This window comes from Achromobacter sp. GD03932, from assembly GCF_029839485.1.
Lineage (GTDB): Bacteria > Pseudomonadota > Gammaproteobacteria > Burkholderiales > Burkholderiaceae_B > Achromobacter > Achromobacter bronchisepticus_A.
In genome coordinates this window covers 41,607-55,639 of sequence record NZ_JAOCAT010000034.1, presented here as the reverse complement: position 1 = coordinate 55,639, position 14,033 = coordinate 41,607, and the positions used below count along the sequence as shown (strand labels likewise).

The window sequence follows — 14,033 nt, the reverse complement described above, 5'->3', positions numbered from 1 at the left end:
TTCAGCGCACCAGCGCCTTCAACGCCTGCTTGATCCCGTCGGACACGCCCACGCCCTCGGGCAGCGTCTTCAGCGCCGACAGCGATTCCTTTTCCGAGTAGCCCAGCGCCAGCAGCGCATTCAGGATGTCCGACTGGTTGTCCGGCGCCGCGTGCGGCGAGGCGCCGATGTCCGCGCCCAGCTTGCCGCGCATTTCCAGCAGCAGGCGTTCGGCGGTCTTCTTGCCAATGCCGGGCACGCGCGTCAGGCGGCCCGATTCCTGCAGCGTAATGGCCTGCGCCAGGTCCGCCACCGACAGGCCCGACAGTACAGACAGCGCGGTGCGCGCGCCGATGCCGCTGACCTTGATCAGTTCGCGGAAAGCGCTGCGTTCGCCGGCCGAGGCGAAGCCGTACAGGATGTGGGCGTCTTCGCGCACCGTCAGGTGCGTGTAGAGCGTGACGCGCGCGCCCGTGTCGGGCAGCGAGTACAGCGTGCTCATGGGCACGTCGATGTCATAGCCCAGACCGCCCACGTCCACGCAGATGGTGGGCGGGAGTTTCTCGATCAGGGTTCCGGTGATGCGTCCGATCATGGTGATGGTGGCCTGGCAATGGTGAGGCCGCTGAATGCGCGGCGAATGCGGGGATTCTATACGCGCGGGCGCGCATGCGGCGGGAACCGGCCCCGCCTCGCGGAAAAGCCCGGCGTGTCGAAGGTTCAGCCGATCAGACGGCCGTTGCGGATGCGGGTCTTGCCGCTCATGCGCAGGGACGCGCCCAGGCGTTCGAGCTTGTCCTGCAGCGGGCCGGCATGGGCATGGCAGATGGCGCAGGCCAGCGCGTCGGCCGAGTCGGGCGCGGGCGCGCCATCCAGCGACAGCAGATGCTGCACCATCATCTGCACCTGCTCCTTGGCGGCGCGGCCGGTGCCGACCACGGCTTTCTTGATTTGCAGCGCGGTGTACTCGTGCACGGGCAGCGAACTGTCGGCCAGCGCGCACAGCGCCGCGCCGCGCGCCTGGCCCAGCAGCAGGGTGGAGGCGGGGTTGGTGTTCAGGAAGATGATTTCCAGCGCGGCCACGTCGGGTTGCGTGTCGCGGGCCACCTGGCGCAGATTGTCCAGGATGACCTTGAGGCGTTCGGACAGCGCCAGCGCCGGCGGGACCACGATGGTCCCGCTGGCCACATAGCGCAGCCGCGGGCCGTCGGCATCGATCACGCCGAAGCCGGTGCGGCGCAGGCCGGGATCGATGCCGAGGACGCGCATCAGTGGCGGAAGTGGCGGGTGCCGGTCAGCACCATGGCGATGCCGTGCTCGTCGGCCGCGGCAATCACTTCGTCGTCGCGCACGCTGCCGCCCGGCTGGATCACGCAGGTCGCGCCAGCGGCCACCACCACGTCCAGGCCGTCGCGGAACGGGAAGAAAGCGTCCGACGCCACGGCCGAACCCTTCAGGGTCAGGCCGGCGTTTTCCGCCTTGATCGAGGCGATGCGGGCCGAGTCGATACGGCTCATCTGGCCGGCGCCCACGCCCAGGGTCATGCCGCCGCCCACGAACACGATGGCGTTGGACTTGACGTACTTGGCGACCTTCCAGGCGAACATCAGGTCGTTCATCTCGGCTTCGGTGGGCTGGCGCTTGGTGACGACCTTGAGCGCGTCGCGCGGCACGTTGTAGGCGTCCGGGCTCTGCACCAGCCAGCCGCCGCCCACGCGCTTGATGTCGAAGGCGTTCTGGCCAGTGCCCATCGGCACTTCCAGCACGCGCACGTTCTTCTTGGCGGCCAGGATGGCCAGCGCGGCGCCGTCATAGGCGGGAGCCAGCAGCACTTCCAGGAACTGCGAGCTCACGGCTTCGGCCGTGGCGGCGTCGACCGGGCGGTTGAAGGCGATGATGCCGCCGAAGGCCGAGGTCGGGTCGGTCTTGAAGGCCAGCTGGTAGGCGCCCAGCGTGTCGGCCGCGACGGCCACGCCGCAGGGGTTGGCATGCTTGACGATGACGCAGGCGGGCGCTTCGAAGCTGCGCGCGCATTCCCAGGCGGCGTCGGCGTCCGCAATGTTGTTGTAGGACAGTTCCTTGCCCTGCAGCTGGCGGTAGTTGCCCAGCAGGCCGGCCGGACGCTGTGCGTCCACGTAGAAGGCGGCGGTCTGGTGCGGGTTCTCGCCGTAGCGCAGGGCCTGTTCCTGCTTGACCTGCAGGGTCAGGGTGCCGGGCCATTCGTTGCGGGCCGGCACGGCTTCCTGCTTGGGCTCGGCTTCGGCCAGGCTGGTCAGGTAGGCGGCGATGGCGCCGTCGTAGGCGGCGGTGTGGGCGTAGACCTTGGAGGCCAGCGCCAGGCGCAGGCCGTAGGAGGTGTTGCCGCCCTTGTCCATTTCGGCCAGCACGCGCGAGTAGTCGACGGGGTCGATCACCACGGTCACGCCGCCGGCTTCGGTGCCGTGATTCTTGGCCGCCGCGCGCAGCATGGCCGGGCCGCCGATGTCGATGTTTTCGACGGCGTCGGCGAAGGTGCAGTCCGGCTTGGCCACGGTTTCGCGGAACGGGTACAGATTGACCACCAGCATGTCGATGCGGTCGATGCCGGCCGCCTTGATGGTGTCCATGTGCTCGGCGCTGTCGCGGCGCGCCAGCAGGCCGCCGTGGATCTTCGGATGCAGCGTCTTGACGCGGCCATCGAGAATTTCGGGCGAACCCGTGTGGGCCGCCACTTCGGTGACGGTCAGGCCGGAGTCGGCCAGCAGCTTGGCGGTGCCGCCGGTGGACAGCAGGCGCACGCCGCGCGCGGCCAGGGCGCGGGCAAATTCAACGATGCCGGTCTTGTCGGACACCGAAAGCAGGGCGGTTTCGATTTTCATGGTGAGGGACGGAGTGGGGCGGGAGCGCCTTTCTCGTTCAGGTCGGATGGGAAATCTGGGGGAGCGGGCGGCGCGATGCGCCTGCCGCCCGCGCACGAAAGCTATACCTGGATATTGTGCGCCAGCAACTTCTTGCGCAGGGTGTTGCGGGTGATGCCCAGCATTTCGGATGCCCGCGACTGGTTGCCGCCCGACCTTTCCAACGCCACTTCAAGCACCGGGCGCTCCACGCAGCGCATCACCATGTCCCACATGTCGTGGGGTTCGGATTCGCCCAAGTCTTCGAAATAGCGCTCCAGGCTGGCGCGCACGCATTCTTCCAGGACATCTTTCTTGCTCATTTGAGTACAGATATTTTTATGTTGGTGTTGAGGCGGTTATGCCGCCAGCAGGGCTTCTGCGACCGGCGCCGGATGGGATCCGCCGTCGCGCGAGATAAGGTCGAACCAGTCCGACACGGCCCGCCACTGGTCGCGGGTGTTGTCGATCAGATTCATGCGGGCGCAGAACGAATCCGCCCCCGGCAGGCCGTCCAGATACCAGCCTATGTGCTTGCGCGCCGTGCGTACGCCGGTGTGCTCGCCGTAAAACCGGTAGTGGTCGTCGAGATGTTCGAGCAGCAGCTCGCGCATTTCCCCATAGGAGGGAGGGGCCAGTGTTTCGCCCGTGCGCAGGTAGTGGTCGATTTCGCGGAAAATCCAGGGACGGCCTTGAGCCGCCCGGCCGATCATGACCGCGTCGGCGCCAGTGTAATCCAGGACGTGCCGGGCTTTTTCGGGCGTAGTGATATCTCCGTTGGCGACAACGGGGATTTTCAGCTCGGCCTTGACGGCGCGGATAGTGTCATATTCCGCCTCGCCCGTATAGAGGTCGGCGCGGGTGCGGCCATGCAGGGTCAGGGCGGCGATGCCGGCGTTTTCGGCCATTTTCGCCACCCGCAGGGCATTGCGGCTTTCGCGGTCCCAGCCGGTGCGGGTCTTCAGGGTCACCGGCACGTCCAGCGGCGCGCAGGCGGATACCACCGCGTCCAGGATGCGGGCGATCTGGTCTTCATGGCGCAAGAGCGCCGACCCGGAGGCCACGTTGCAGACCTTCTTGACCGGGCAGCCCATGTTGATGTCGATGATCCGGGCGCCCTTGCTGGCGTTGAACACCGCCGCCTCCGCCATCATGGCGGGGTCGGCGCCGGCGATCTGCACCGAAATGGGGGCGATCTCGCCGTCATGGTTCAAGCGGCGGGAGGTTTTGACGCTATCCCACAGCTTGGGGTTGCTCGCGGCCATTTCCGAGACGGCATAGCCCGCCCCCAGCTTCTTGCAAAGCTGGCGGAAAGGACGGTCCGTCACGCCCGCCATGGGCGCGACCAGCACGTTGTTGGGAAGGGTCCATTGACCTATGCGCATGCTCACATTTTAACCGGCTCGCTCGTACCCTCTTTGTCACCTGGAGAACAATTCGTAACAAGGGAAGGCGAAAGCAGACAACCGCCCCCATTATCGAGGGCGGATAGGGAAGCGTTCAGGCGCGGAAACCTTGCAGCAGATGCTGCGCCAGCGGCGCGCGCAGCGGAGAGGCCAGATCCATCCCCAATAAGGCCAGGCCGCAGGCATGCTCCACCGGCGCCAGGCCGGTCGAGAAGATGCGAGGCATCAGATCGGTCAGGCCGGCGGTGATGAAGCGGTCCACGTGGCGCGCCCCGGCGAATTCCGCCAGGGCGGAACCGGGATTGACGTCCGGATGGGCCAGCCAGCTGCCCAGCGTCTGGGCCAGGCGGGCCGCGTCGCGCAGGCCCAGGTTCAGGCCCTGGCCTGCGACCGGATGCAGGGTTTGCGCGGCATTGCCGATGGCCGCCACGCGGCCGTGCACCTGGGCGCGGCGGGCGCTCAGCGCCAGCGGGAAGACATGTCGCGGCGCCTGGCTGGAAAGCCGTCCCAGGCGGTCGCCGAAGGCGGCGGACAGCGCCCGCGAAAACGCGGCGTTGTCCAGCGCCGCCAGTTCGGCGGCGCGCTCGGGCGCGCTGCACCAGACCACCGAATAGGCGTCCGGCGTCTGCGGGTGCGGCAGCAGCGCCAGCGGGCCTTCGGCGGTGAAGCGCTCCCAGGCCCAGCCGCGGCGGGGCAGGGGGGCGTGCGCCGTGGTCAGCACCGCATGTTGGTCGTAGTCGCGGCGCACGTCGGTCGCGCCCGCGCCGTCGGATTGCACTGCGACCCGGCACAGCAGTGTCGCGTCGCCTTGTTCGACGCGCACGCCGTCTGCGTCCTGCATGCCGATCCGCGCGGGCGGCCCTTGCAACACGGTGACGCCGCAAGCGGCCACGCATTCGTCCAGCTTGGCGTGCAGGCCGGAATAGGCGACCACGCTGCCCAGCTGCGGCACGCCGAAATCGGTGTTCTGGATCAGGGTGCGGCCCAGCCGGCCGCGCTGCGATACATGGATGTTGCGGATGTCGGCAGAGCGTTCGGGCCAGGCATGCAGCGATTCCAGCAGCACCCGGCTGCCATGGTTCATGGCCAGCACGCGGGGATCCGTGGCGGGGACTGCCGCCGACGGCGCGACCGCGGCGGGCGCGCTGCCGGCAAGCAGCGCGATGCGCGCGGGGTCGGGCGCCACGCGGGCCAGCATCAGGGCCAGCACGCGGCCCACCGGGCCCGCGCCTAGAATCGCTATGTCGAAGGCGGATGAAGTCATGCCCGGATTTTAACCGTCCACTACAATCCGCAGCAGCCGGCGCGTCTTGGCGCCGTGGCCCTCTTTCCGGTCGATCGACATGACGCAGCTCCAGGCCTCATCCCCAGTGTCCGCCGTTTCCGCCGCTTCCACCCGCCGCCCGCGCGGAAAGGTCGCGGTCGGATTGCTGGCCTGCCTGTTCGGAGCGGTGGGGGCGCATTGGTGGTATCTGGGACGCCGCCATGCCTGGCTGGTGACCGCATACACGCTGATCAGCCTGTTCTGCGCTATCAGCTTCTACCCCGTCTGGTACGACAACCCCGCCTTCTTCCTGGTGTTCATTCCCATGGTCGACGGGTTCATCGAGAGCGCGGTGTTCTCGCTGATGCCGGACGAGAAATTCGACCGCCTCTACAACGAGGGCCTGGGCCGGCCGACCCGGACCGGCTGGGGTCCGGTGCTGGTCGCGATCCTGGCCTGCCTGGTCGGCGCCATCGTGTCCATGTTCGCCATCGCCATGGTGGTGGTCTACACCTGGATCGCCATGGGCTGGCTGGACGGCTACGTCTTTTAGCGCCAGCCCGGCGCGCCTACTCGCGCATCAGCGCTTCGATCTCGCCGGCCTGCACCGGCACGCCGCGGGTGATGAGTTCACAGCCTTCGTCCGTGACCAGCGCGTCGTCCTCGGTGCGGATGCCGATGTTCCAGTAGGCCTCGGGCACGTCGTCTGCGGGCCGCACGTAGATGCCGGGCTCGATCGTCAGCATCATGCCCGGTTCCAGCTGGCGCCAGGGGCGTTCGGCGCCCTGGGTCGGGCCAGGCTGGCGGTAGTCGCCCACATCGTGCACGTCCAGGCCCAGCCAGTGGCCGGTGCGGTGCATGTAGAAGCGGCTGTAGTCGCCGGATTCCAGCACCCCATCCAGCGAGCCTTTCAAGAGTTTCAGGTCCAGCATGCCTTGCGCCAGCACGCGCAGGGCGGCCTGATGGCCGTCGTTGAAGCTGCGGCCGGGCGCCGTGGCCTGGGCGGCGGCATCCTGCGCGGCCACCGTCAGGTCGTACAGCGCGCGCTGCGGACCGCTGTAGCGGCCGTTCACCGGAAACGTGCGGGTGATGTCGCTGGCGTAGCTGTCGACCTCGCAGCCCGCGTCGATCAGCACCAGGTCGCCGTCGCGCAACACGGCTTCGCCGGCCGGGTAGTGCAGCACGCAGGCGTTGGCGCCGGCGGCCACGATGCTGTTGTAGGCCACCGACTGCGCGCCGTGCCGGCGGAATTCGTACAGCAGTTCGGCCTCGATCTCGTACTCGCGCATGCCGGGGCGGGCGACGCGCATGGCGCGCACGTGGGCGCCGGCCGAGATCTTGGCCGCGCGCCGCATTGCCGCGATTTCCGTGGCGTCCTTGATCAGCCGCATCTCGGCCAGCAGCGGCCGGATGTCCTGTTGGCGCGCAGGCGGCGCATGGCCGCCGCGGCTGGCCTCGCGCGCCGCGGTCAGCCAGCGGTGCAGGCGTCCGTCGTTGCGCTTGTCGCCGGCCAGGGGCGCGTACAAGGTGGCATGGTCCTGCAGCAGCGCGGGCATCAGTTCGTCCAGCGCATCGAGCGGATGGGCGTCGTCGAAACCGAAATGCGCCGCGGCGGCCTCGGGGCCGAAGCGCTTGCCCTCCCAGATTTCATGTTCGATGTGGCGCGGGCGGCAGAAGAGCACGGCGCGGTCGGTCGCGCCCGCGGTCAGCACCAGCCAGGCGCCGGGTTCGGTGAATCCGGTCAGATAGAAGAAATCGCTGTCGTGCCGATAGGGATATTCCGCGTCGCGGTTGCGGGTGGCTTCCTGGGCGGTCGCCAGTATGGCGATGCCGCCGCCTGCGGCGCGCATCTGCGCCATCAGGCGTTGGCGCCGCGCGGCGTAAGGGGCGATGTCGTCGGGAGGCAGGCTCATGGCGGATTGGGCGTGAAGCCCGGCAGGGTGAGGATGCCGTTTACTTTACCTGCCATCCCCGGGTTGCGACAGCCCGCAAGGGGCGCGCGGAATTCGCTGGACCGCGCGGGGCAAGCTGCTACAATCGCGGCTCTGTCATTGGGGAGTAGCCATCCTTTGTCCCCACAAAGGAGCTAGCGTCAACAGACTTGGTGGTTCAGCGCTGCGCAGCAGCCGCTAGAACTCCATGGCGCTAGTAGCGGTATCCATGCACGGCGGCATCGCCGCATGGATCAGCCAGGCGAGACCTTTGGCCGCGTTGCGTTCACCCCAGCCGGGCGAGCCGCGACGTCGCGCCAATTGGTTTCTGCTCGTCCGGCTCGCCTATATGTTTCTCACTCTGTTCCTGTTTTTCCTGTCAGCGGCAGTGATCTACTTCGCCTGCGAGTTCTTCGTGAACGGCGTCGAATGGGTCGGCCATCGCTTCCAGCTGGGCGCCACCGCCACCGGCACCGTGCTCGCCGCGTTCGGCACGGCCTTGCCGGAAAGCGCCGTGACTTTCATGGCCGTCGTGTTCGGCGAAACCCCCGAGCAAAAAGACATAGGCGTAGGCGCCGCCATGGGCGGCCCGCTGGTGCTCGCGACGCTGGCGTATGCGGTGGTCGGCCTGGCTTTGTGGCGCGCGCGCCGCGGACGCGCCACGCAGGCGGACTGTATCAACGCGGACCAGCGCCGGCTGGCCCGCGACCAGGCCTGGTTCATGGGCATCTTCATCTTCAAGGTGGGCCTGGGCCTGTTGGCCTTTGCCTGGAAGCCCTGGTTGGGCATCCTGTTTCTGGCCACCTACGGCCTTTACGTCAAGCGCGAACTCAGCAACGACGAGGAAAGCCTGGCCAGCGAAGACCTCGAGCCACTGAAGCTGCGCCCGCGCGACGAGGATCCGAGCATGTTCTGGGCGGTCACGCAGACGATACTGGCGCTGGTCGTGATCGCCGGGGCATCGCATGTGTTCGTGAACCAGATCGAGCTGCTGGGCGTGGCCATGGGCGCGTCGCCTCATGTGGCCGCGCTGTTGCTGGCGCCGGTGGCGACCGAGCTGCCGGAAATCATGAACGCGCTGATCTGGGTGCGCCAGGGCAAGGAACGGCTGGCGCTGGCCAACATTTCGGGCGCCATGATGATCCAGGCGACCATTCCCAGCGCGCTGGGCATCTTCATGACGCCCTGGCTGCTGGACGCTCCCTTGCTGGCGGCGGGCCTTTTCACGATGCTGTCGATCAGCCTCTTGTGGCTGCGTTTCCGCCGTTCGGTCATGAGCGTGCCGGCGTTGTCGGCGGTGGGCGGACTGTATGCCGTGTTCGCCGCCTATCTGGGCTGGCACTTCTACGCTTGAGAGTGCGTTGCGCGCGGGGCCTCGGCCCCCGCGGTTTTTTCCACATTCAGGCCCGATTTGGCCCCAAAAGCCTTGTCCATAAGTGGAAACCCGCGTAAACTTCTGCCCGTTATCCATCCCAGGAGCAGTCTTCGTGAATACCGATTCCGGCGAAAGTTGTCGATCTTGCATCGACGTCGCTGTTTAACAGGTCCACGCAGAACTCCGTCTGCCGCAGCCTGTTGAACAGGTTGCGGTTGTATCCCAAGCTCCAGGCGCAAGCCCGGACAATCGCGCAAGCCAGCGGCTTGCCGGGAAACTCCCCAACGTAAACCGCCAGAACCGCCGCAATCCGCAGCGTCAGCGTTCGTGCACGTTTGTCGTGCCTGTCCGCCGAACGCAGCGCGGGCGCGCGCGTATTCGCGATCACGCTCCCCATTCTTGCAATGGAGGTCGTTATGCGTTTCTTCGACTTGTTCCTACGCCGCGCCGGCGTGGACCGCGCCACCGCCCTGGGCCGCCGCCGCGGCACTTCGCGTCTGACGGTCATCTGTCCGCGCGACGAGCTGGGCGCCTTGCGCAAGCAGATCTGCCTGGACTTCAGCGCCGCCGGCCTGGACGTCTCGCAGGTGCAGATCGACCAGGGTCGGGATCCTGGCATGGCATCCGCCTGCATCACCGTCAATTGTCCCCCGGAATTGCGGGGCGAACTGATGTCGCAGGCGCGCCGCCTGAGCGCCAATCCCGCCGTGCGCCACGTGCACTTCGGCACGCAAGCCACGCCAGTCACGCAGGCTGCGCTGGCCTGAAGCCGCCCTTTCTTCCACAGGAGAGATCATGCCTAGTGCCTTAGACCCCGAGCCTCGATTGCGCCCAGTGCGTGGCGCCGGCATGCCTGTCTGACCTGCCTCCTCGCTGCGAGCCGACAGGCAGGATAGTCATCCTGGCCCGTACGGAGTCCGCAGCCAAGAATCGCCGGCCTGGCCCACGTCGCGTGCGCCTCTGCCGCCGGTACCGATTCCTCCGCTAGCTCCCATCCGTTTTCCGCACCCGGCGCATTTCATGCGATCCGGATACCGGCAACATTGCCCCGGCGCCTGCGCACGCCTGTACGCGGCGGTTTGACGGCTTTCTGCGCGAAGGCCGCGGACCGCTGCCGCCTGCGCGCAGCCGCCAGCGGGCAGGGTCGTCCGTGTCTCCAAGAACTACACGTACAACCGGAGCACTCCGATGTTCAAGTTTCTCAAGTCCTTCTTTACGTCGGCGGCGGGCCTGCGCCATAGCGCAAGACATTTCCGCCGTTCGCCCATGCCCGAGCGCGGCGCCACGACGGCCGCCGCGTCCTCCGATACCGCGCGCCATGCCAACCGCCAGATGCTGGACCTGTCGCGCATGGGCTTCGGCGCCTTGTTCGCCCTGTTCGGCAGCAGCCGCGGCGGACTGTCGGAGGCCCAGGCCCAGACCGCGCGCGAACGCTACGGCGCCAACGAGGTCGACCACGAAAAGCCGCTCTCCTGGTACACGCATCTCTGGCTGTCCTATCGCAATCCGTTCAACCTGCTTTTGACCGCGCTGGCGGCGCTGTCCTGGCTCACCGACGTGCGCATGGCCGAACCCGACGACCAGTCCTGGACGGCGGTATTCATCATCGGCGCAATGGTGCTCATCTCCACTGTGTTGCGGTTTGCGCAGGAGCAGCGCTCCAATCGCGCCGCCGAGGCGCTCAAGGCCATGGTGCAGAACACCGCCACGGTGCTGCGCAGCGACCCGGCAGCCGACGCCGAGGGCGACGCCCGCCGATTCTTCGGCGTGGCGCTGCATGTCAGCGGATCGCGCCAGGTCGAGGTGCCGCTGGCGGAGCTGGTGCCGGGCGACGTGGTGCTGCTGTCCGCGGGCGACATGATTCCCGCCGACTGCCGCATCCTGAATGCCAAGGACCTGTTCGTTGCGCAGGCCGCGCTGACGGGCGAATCGCTGCCGGTCGAAAAGTACGCCACGCAGCGCAGCGAGACCGCCAACGCGCTGGAACTTGAGAACATGGCCTTCATGGGCACCAACGTGGTCAGCGGCTCGGGCAGCGCCCTGGTGGTGGCCACCGGCTCGCGCAGCTACTTCGGCCAGTTGGCCGGACGCGTCACGCAGACCAGCCGCGCGCCGACCCAGTTCCAGCAAGGCATCAACCGCGTGAGCTGGGTGCTGATCCGCTTCATGCTGGTCATGGCGCCCATCGTCATGCTGATCAACGGTTTCACCAAGGGCGACTGGATGGAAGCGCTGCTGTTCGCGCTAGCCATCGCCGTGGGCCTGACGCCTGAAATGCTGCCCATGATCGTCACGGCCACCCTGGCCAAGGGCGCCGTGCGCATGTCGCGCCGCAAGGTCGTGGTCAAGCGGCTGGACGCCATCCAGAACCTGGGGGCGATGAACGTGCTGTGCACCGACAAGACCGGCACCCTGACCCAGGACCGCATCGTGCTGGAGCGGCACACCGATGTGTACGGCGCCAGCAGCGACGACGTGCTGGCCTACGCCTATCTCAACAGCTACTACCAGACCGGCCTGAAGAACCTGCTGGATGTGGCGGTGCTGCAGCACGCCGAGGTCGAGCGCAAGCTGGATCTGGCGGCGAAGTACCGCAAGGTCGACGAGATTCCCTTCGACTTTTCCCGGCGCCGCATGTCGGTGGTGGTCAACGAGACCGAGAACGGCCGCGAGCATCACGAATTGATCTGCAAGGGCGCGCTGGAAGAGATGCTGGCGGTTTGCACCCGCCTGCGTGTGGGCCACGAAGAGCATCTGCTGACCGCTGCCCGCCGGGCCGACATCCGCCGGGTGACGGCGGACCTGAACCGCGACGGCCTGCGCGTCATCGCGGTCGGCGTCAAGGAAATGCCGCCCACCCAGCAAACCTACGGCGTGGCCGACGAGTCCGATCTGGTGCTGGTCGGGTACATGGCTTTCCTGGATCCTCCCAAGGAATCCACCGCTCCCGCGCTCAAGGCGCTCAAGGATTCCGGCATCGAGGTGAAGGTGCTGACCGGCGACGTGGAGCTGGTGACGCAGAAGGTCTGCCGCGAGGTGGATTTCGAGGTGCGCAAGGTCTATCTGGGCGCCGATATCGAAGCGATGGACGAGGCGCAACTGGCCGCCGCGGTGCGCGAGGCCAATGTGTTCGCGCGGCTCACGCCGGCCCACAAGGAGCGCATCGTGCGCAGCCTCCGGGCCCAGGGCAACACCGTGGGCTTCATGGGCGACGGCATCAACGACGCGCCAGCCCTGCGGGCGGCGGACGTGGGCATCTCCGTGGATTCGGCGGTCGATATCTCGAAAGAGGCCGCGGACATCATCCTGCTGGAAAAGAGCCTGATGGTGCTGGAAGACGGCGTCATCGAAGGCCGCAAAACCTTCTGCAACATGCTCAAGTACCTGAAGATGACGGCCAGCTCGAACTTCGGCAATGTCTTCTCGGTGCTGGTGGCCAGCGCCTTCCTGCCGTTCCTGCCGATGCTGCCCATTCATCTGCTGGTGCAGAACCTGATGTACGACATTTCCCAGACCGCAATTCCGTTTGACAACGTCGACGAAGAACTCTTGAAGCAACCCCAGCAATGGGACCCCGATGGCCTGGGCCGTTTCATGGTGTTTTTCGGTCCGATAAGCTCCGTGTTCGATATCGCCACCTATGCGCTCATGTGGTACATCTTCCAGGCCAACTCCGCGGAACACCAGACGCTGTTCCAATCGGGCTGGTTCGTCGAAGGCCTGTTGTCGCAGACGCTCATCGTCCATATGATCCGCACGCGCAAGATCCCGTTCCTGCAAAGCCGCGCCGCGTGGCCGCTGATGGGCATGACCCTGATGGTGGTGACGATGGGGCTGCTGCTGCCGTTTTCGCCCTTGGCCGAGTACCTCCAGCTGCAGCCGCTGCCATGGAGCTACTTCCCCTGGCTGGTCGGCATCCTGTTGGCCTACTGCACGCTGACGCAGTTGCTGAAGGGAATCTGGGTCCGCCGCTACGGTTGGCAATAAGTCGATAAGGCCCGCGGCGGTCGCAAGCCCGCCGCGCAATCAGGAGAAACGCATGAGAATCGCTACTTTTGCCGCGCTGATGGCAGTGGGCCTGGCCCTTCCCCTGGCGGCGCGTAGCGCCGAGACCGGGCAGGGGCTGTCGCTGTACGGCGTGGTGGACGCGGGGGTGGCCGTCACCACGGTCTCGGGGCAGGGCAGCCACAGCGGTCTGCTCAATGGCGGACTGACCGATTCGCTATGGGGAATGACGGGGGCGGAAGACATGGGCGGGGGCTGGAGCGCCAGGTTCCAGCTGGAAAGCGGCTTCGATCCTTCGTCGGGCAAGCGGGCCGACGACGACCGCTTCTTCAATTACGCCGCCTGGGTCGGCCTGGGACATGACAGCTTCGGCGACCTGCGGCTGGGGCGCCAGCACACCATAGGCCAGGTCTACGGCAATTCCCTGGAAATCGCGTCCTGGAAGGAAATGGGCATGGGCGCCACCTTCAAGGCGTCCGACAACTACCAGTTCAGCAACCTGGTCAATTACTACACGCCTGTCTGGGGCGGTTTCCAGGCCGGCATCGGTTACTCCTTCGACGCCGACGACCGCAACCAGTTCAAAACGGCCAACAACAACCGCGCGCTCAGCCTCGGCCTGAAATATGAGGACGGACCCTTGCTGGCGATCGCCACCTGGGACCAACTGCGCCTGGCCGACGCCCCGCCGGGCAGCAATGGACGGCCGCAAGCGGTGCAGCTGGGCGCCTCCTATGACTTCGAGGTGCTGAAGCTGTCCCTGGCATGGTCGCGCCAGCGCAACGGCGATGTCGGGCTGGACGGGGGCGATCCGGACGGGCTGGGCATGGGCCTGGGGCCGGCTGCCTTCGTACGCGGCGGCACGGTCGATGCCTGGCTGGTCGGGGCCAGCGTGCCGGTCGGACCCGGCGCCGTGCTGGTGCAATGGTCGCTGGCGCACCCGGACTGGCATTGGGACAACGGCATGACGGCGCGCAATGCGCAGGTGATGACGCTGGGCTATACCTACAGCCTGTCTGCGCGCACGACGCTCTATGCCTTCGCCGGCTATGCGTCGAACTACACGCTGGACGACCAGTTCGATCCTGCCCGCTCCCACACCACGCGGGTGGGCACGGGCATTTCGCACCGTTTCTGAGCGCCGGGGCAGGGCGGGCCGGGGTCAACTACAATCGGCGGGTGCGGCGCATGGCGCCC

At 67.0% G+C, this 14,033-nt stretch carries 13 protein-coding genes and 1 riboswitch; of the genes, 5 read left to right on the top strand and 8 right to left on the bottom strand.

The genetic code is table 11. From position 1 onward, the window contains the following. Window position 1 precedes the first annotated feature (1 nt). From ruvA to N5C88_RS26245, 6 genes are all read right to left on the bottom strand, one after another. Window positions 2-574 carry a Holliday junction branch migration protein RuvA gene (gene ruvA / locus N5C88_RS26270; RefSeq protein WP_013391723.1) on the bottom strand — a complete coding sequence of 191 codons (573 nt, stop codon included), beginning with the start codon at window positions 572-574 and terminating at the stop codon, window positions 2-4. 125 nt (window positions 575-699) lie between these two features. Then, entirely contained in the window at window positions 700-1,248 is a 549-nt protein-coding gene (ruvC, locus tag N5C88_RS26265) for a crossover junction endodeoxyribonuclease RuvC (protein ID WP_054457336.1), read from the bottom strand. Continuing rightward, on the bottom strand, window positions 1,248-2,837 hold the full coding sequence (purH, locus tag N5C88_RS26260; RefSeq protein WP_280016538.1) for a bifunctional phosphoribosylaminoimidazolecarboxamide formyltransferase/IMP cyclohydrolase: 1,590 nt from the start codon (window positions 2,835-2,837) through the stop codon (window positions 1,248-1,250). Before purH ends, ruvC begins: the two co-directional genes overlap by 1 nt. Window positions 2,838-2,938: 101 nt before the next feature. Continuing rightward, on the bottom strand, window positions 2,939-3,178 hold the full coding sequence (locus N5C88_RS26255; RefSeq protein WP_006217670.1) for a helix-turn-helix domain-containing protein: 240 nt from the start codon (window positions 3,176-3,178) through the stop codon (window positions 2,939-2,941). A 36-nt stretch (window positions 3,179-3,214) separates the two neighbouring features. Then, complete coding sequence (gene dusB / locus N5C88_RS26250; RefSeq protein WP_054457331.1) at window positions 3,215-4,240, bottom strand: tRNA dihydrouridine synthase DusB; 1,026 nt, start codon at window positions 4,238-4,240, stop codon at window positions 3,215-3,217. Window positions 4,241-4,355: 115 nt separating this feature from the next. Beyond that, window positions 4,356-5,525: a UbiH/UbiF/VisC/COQ6 family ubiquinone biosynthesis hydroxylase gene (locus N5C88_RS26245; protein ID WP_280016537.1), complete on the bottom strand. Its 1,170-nt coding sequence runs from the start codon at window positions 5,523-5,525 to the stop codon at window positions 4,356-4,358. Window positions 5,526-5,604: 79 nt separating this feature from the next. Here N5C88_RS26245 and N5C88_RS26240 point away from each other — a divergent pair, with 79 nt between their 5' ends. Continuing rightward, window positions 5,605-6,078 (top strand): hypothetical protein, encoded by a 474-nt coding sequence (locus N5C88_RS26240; RefSeq protein WP_059371627.1) that lies wholly within the window; start codon window positions 5,605-5,607, stop codon window positions 6,076-6,078. A gap of 16 nt (window positions 6,079-6,094) precedes the next feature. On the opposite strand, the gene N5C88_RS26235 is transcribed toward N5C88_RS26240, so the two are convergent. After that, window positions 6,095-7,438: an aminopeptidase P N-terminal domain-containing protein gene (locus N5C88_RS26235; RefSeq protein ID WP_280016536.1), complete on the bottom strand. Its 1,344-nt coding sequence runs from the start codon at window positions 7,436-7,438 to the stop codon at window positions 6,095-6,097. A gap of 121 nt (window positions 7,439-7,559) precedes the next feature. Beyond that, a riboswitch (yybP-ykoY riboswitch) is annotated at window positions 7,560-7,798 on the top strand. Between the two features lie 7 nt (window positions 7,799-7,805). Between N5C88_RS26235 and N5C88_RS26230 the strand changes: the two genes are divergently transcribed. Next, window positions 7,806-8,810, top strand: a complete 1,005-nt coding sequence (locus N5C88_RS26230) for a sodium:calcium antiporter (protein ID WP_118932898.1) — start codon at window positions 7,806-7,808, stop codon at window positions 8,808-8,810. A gap of 109 nt (window positions 8,811-8,919) precedes the next feature. On the opposite strand, the gene N5C88_RS26225 is transcribed toward N5C88_RS26230, so the two are convergent. Then, a complete protein-coding gene (locus N5C88_RS26225) occupies window positions 8,920-9,219 on the bottom strand; it encodes a hypothetical protein (RefSeq protein ID WP_124260367.1) in 300 nt (99 codons plus the stop codon). 28 nt (window positions 9,220-9,247) lie between these two features. On the opposite strand from N5C88_RS26225, the gene N5C88_RS26220 reads away from it, so the two are divergent. From N5C88_RS26220 to N5C88_RS26210, 3 genes are all read left to right on the top strand, one after another. Further along, window positions 9,248-9,598: a hypothetical protein gene (locus N5C88_RS26220; protein ID WP_280016535.1), complete on the top strand. Its 351-nt coding sequence runs from the start codon at window positions 9,248-9,250 to the stop codon at window positions 9,596-9,598. Between the two features lie 421 nt (window positions 9,599-10,019). Beyond that, window positions 10,020-12,818 (top strand): magnesium-translocating P-type ATPase, encoded by a 2,799-nt coding sequence (gene mgtA, locus N5C88_RS26215; RefSeq protein WP_118932897.1) that lies wholly within the window; start codon window positions 10,020-10,022, stop codon window positions 12,816-12,818. 52 nt (window positions 12,819-12,870) lie between these two features. Then, window positions 12,871-13,974: a porin gene (locus N5C88_RS26210; RefSeq protein WP_059371633.1), complete on the top strand. Its 1,104-nt coding sequence runs from the start codon at window positions 12,871-12,873 to the stop codon at window positions 13,972-13,974. Window positions 13,975-14,033 lie beyond the last annotated feature (59 nt).